Origin of the sequence: Streptomyces sp. JW3, assembly GCF_052216785.1 — a bacterium.
Classification (GTDB): domain Bacteria; phylum Actinomycetota; class Actinomycetes; order Streptomycetales; family Streptomycetaceae; genus Streptomyces.
In genome coordinates this window covers 1-2,440 of record NZ_JBQOUX010000218.1, presented here as the reverse complement: position 1 = coordinate 2,440, position 2,440 = coordinate 1, and the positions used below count along the sequence as shown (strand labels likewise).

At 76.3% G+C, this 2,440-nt stretch carries 3 protein-coding genes and 1 pseudogene; all 4 read left to right on the top strand.

Annotated elements, in window-relative coordinates; genetic code table 11:
* Nucleotides 1-114 precede the first annotated feature (114 nt).
* Nucleotides 115-1,125, top strand: coding sequence for a DUF5914 domain-containing protein (locus ACTT8P_RS38105; RefSeq protein WP_442836372.1), 1,011 nt, complete (start codon nucleotides 115-117; stop codon nucleotides 1,123-1,125).
* A 17-nt stretch (nucleotides 1,126-1,142) separates the two neighbouring features.
* Nucleotides 1,143-1,613: an MSMEG_6728 family protein gene (locus ACTT8P_RS38100; RefSeq protein ID WP_442836371.1), complete on the top strand. Its 471-nt coding sequence runs from the start codon at nucleotides 1,143-1,145 to the stop codon at nucleotides 1,611-1,613.
* A gap of 9 nt (nucleotides 1,614-1,622) precedes the next feature.
* Nucleotides 1,623-2,123: a MarR family winged helix-turn-helix transcriptional regulator gene (locus ACTT8P_RS38095; protein ID WP_442836370.1), complete on the top strand. Its 501-nt coding sequence runs from the start codon at nucleotides 1,623-1,625 to the stop codon at nucleotides 2,121-2,123.
* A gap of 44 nt (nucleotides 2,124-2,167) precedes the next feature.
* Nucleotides 2,168-2,440: pseudogene (locus ACTT8P_RS38090) on the top strand (MMPL family transporter); the annotation flags it as partial.

Below are 2,440 nucleotides of genomic sequence, written 5' to 3'. Positions count from 1 at the left end.
GCTGCGGGCCCGCGGCTCGACGCCCCCGCCGGTCCCGGCCGGGGTGCCGGAGCCGGTCAGCGGCGGTGGCCGACGTACGGCCGCGCGCGGCACGCCCGCCGCCAAGGAGACCGGATGAGCCCCGACTCGGGCCCCCGCAGGGGCCGTTACCCCCTCCGCCTCAAGCGCCGCCCCGTGCCCTGGGAACGGCAGCCGCCCACCTGGCGGGCCGCCCGGCCCGCCGTCATCGCCGCCGCCCTGGAGCGGGCCCGGGCCCGGCCCGCCGGCAACTGGTACGTCGTCGGCGCCCGGACGGACGTACGCCCCGGCCGTCCGCTGGCGGCCACGGTCGCCGGCGAGGAGGTCGTCGTCTGGCGGGACGCGCGCGGACGGCTGGTCGGCGGGCCGGGAATCTGCCCGCACCTCGGCGCCCCGCTGGCCGACAGCCCGGTGCGGTGCGGCACCCTCGTGTGCCACTGGCACGGCCTCGCCCTGGACGGCACCGCGGCGGCCGGCTGGCAGCCGCTGCCGGTGCACGACGACGGCGTCCTGGTGTGGGCACGGCTCGACGCGACCGGCGGCGAACCGCCCACCGAGGCACCCCCGGTGCCCCCGCGCCCAGCGCTCTCGACGGCCGTCCGCTCGGTCTGGCGCGGCGTGGGCCGCTGCGACCCCGAGGACGTGATCGCCAACCGGCTCGACCCCTGGCACGGCGCCTGGTTCCACCCGTACTCCTTCACCGACCTCACGGTGCTCGGCGAACCCGACGGGACCGACACCGGCGACCGCTTCGTCGTCGACGTCTCCTTCCGGCTCGGCGGGCGGCTGGTCGTGCCGGTGCGCACGGAGTTCACCGCCCCGGGACCCCGTACCGTCGTCATGCGCATCACCGAGGGGGAGGGCGCGGGCTCCGTCGTCGAGACCCACGCCACGCCACTGGGTCCGGACGACGCGGGACGGCCCCGTACCGCCGTCACCGAGGCCGTGCTGGCCACCTCCGACCGGCCGGGATTCGCGCTCGCCCGGCGCCTTTCGCCCCTGCTGCGCCCCGCGATGAGCGCCGCCGCCGGCCGGCTGTGGCGCGACGACCTCGCCTACGCCGAACGCCGCCGGCACCTGCGCGCCCACGGCCGCTTCCCCGGCTGACCGACCAGGACGGGACCATGCAGACCTTTCTTCCGCACCCCGACTTCCACGCGTCCGCCCGCGCCCTGGACCGCCGCCGGCTCGGCAAGCAGCGGGTCGAGGCGCTCCAGGTGCTGCGCGGTCTGACCGTGCCCGGCTACGGCTGGCGCCGGCACCCCGCGGTGCGGATGTGGACCGGGTACGAGGAGGCCCTGGTCCGCTACGGCCTGGAGATCTGCCGGGTCTGGCGGGAGCAGGGACACCAGGACAGTTGCGCCGCTTCCCTGGTCGCCGGGCTCGCCGGGGCGCGCCCCGGGCCCGTCCGGCAGCAGGCGGAGCTGGCGGACGCCGGTGACCTGCCGCCCTGGCTCGGCGACGGGCCGTTCCACCTGAGCCACCGCTCGGCCCTGGTGCGCAAGGACCCGGAGACCTACGCCGCCCTGTTCCCGGACGTGCCGGACGACCTGCCCTACGTCTGGCCGGACTCCGACCGCGAGGGCCTTCTATAGGCTGATCACGTGGCCAGTGCGGAAGATCAGAGCGGGGCGGCGGACGGCGGGACCGATCTGTGGAGCTTCGCCGTCCAGTTGCGCAGGATGAACGGCGGGATCAACCGGCTGGCGCACGGCTTCGCCGCCGCCCAGGGGCTGCACCCGACCGATGTGCAGGCGCTCGCGGCGATCCTCGACGCCGAGCAGCCGATGACCCCCGGGCGGCTGCGCGAGCACCTCGGACTGACCTCCGGCGCGGTGACCGCCTGCGTGGACCGGCTGGAGCGCGCGGGGCACATCCGCCGGGTCCGGGAGAGCGCCGACCGCAGGGTGGTCCACCTGCGTTACGCGGCTGACGCGATGGCCGCGGCCCGCTCCTGGTTCCGGCCGCTCGCCCAGGCCACCGACGCCGCCCGCGGCCGGTTCACCGAGGCGGAGCTGTCGGTGGTGGCGCGCTTCCTCGGCGCGCTGAACGAGGAGATGGCGGAGCTGGGACCCGGCCGGGACCGAAGGTATCTTGATGATTGAGATTGTTTCTCGTTGAGGTACTGTTGCCGTCCGCCGGGAGAGCCATGCCTGTCACCGCGCGCCGCACCCGCTGGGTCCGGTTGCTGCTGCCCGCACTGCTGCTGATCGCCTGGCTGGGTGTCGGCGGGACCACCGGCCCGTTCGCCGGGCGCCTCGGCGAGGTCGCCACCAACGACCAGGCGGCTTTTCTGCCGCGCAGCGCCGAGTCCACCGAGGTGACCGACGCACAGCGGGCCTTCCAGCAGGACGAGACACTGCCCGCGATCGTGGTGTGGACCGCCGACGGCGGCGGTGGGGGGGCGGCGCCGCGCGCCGCG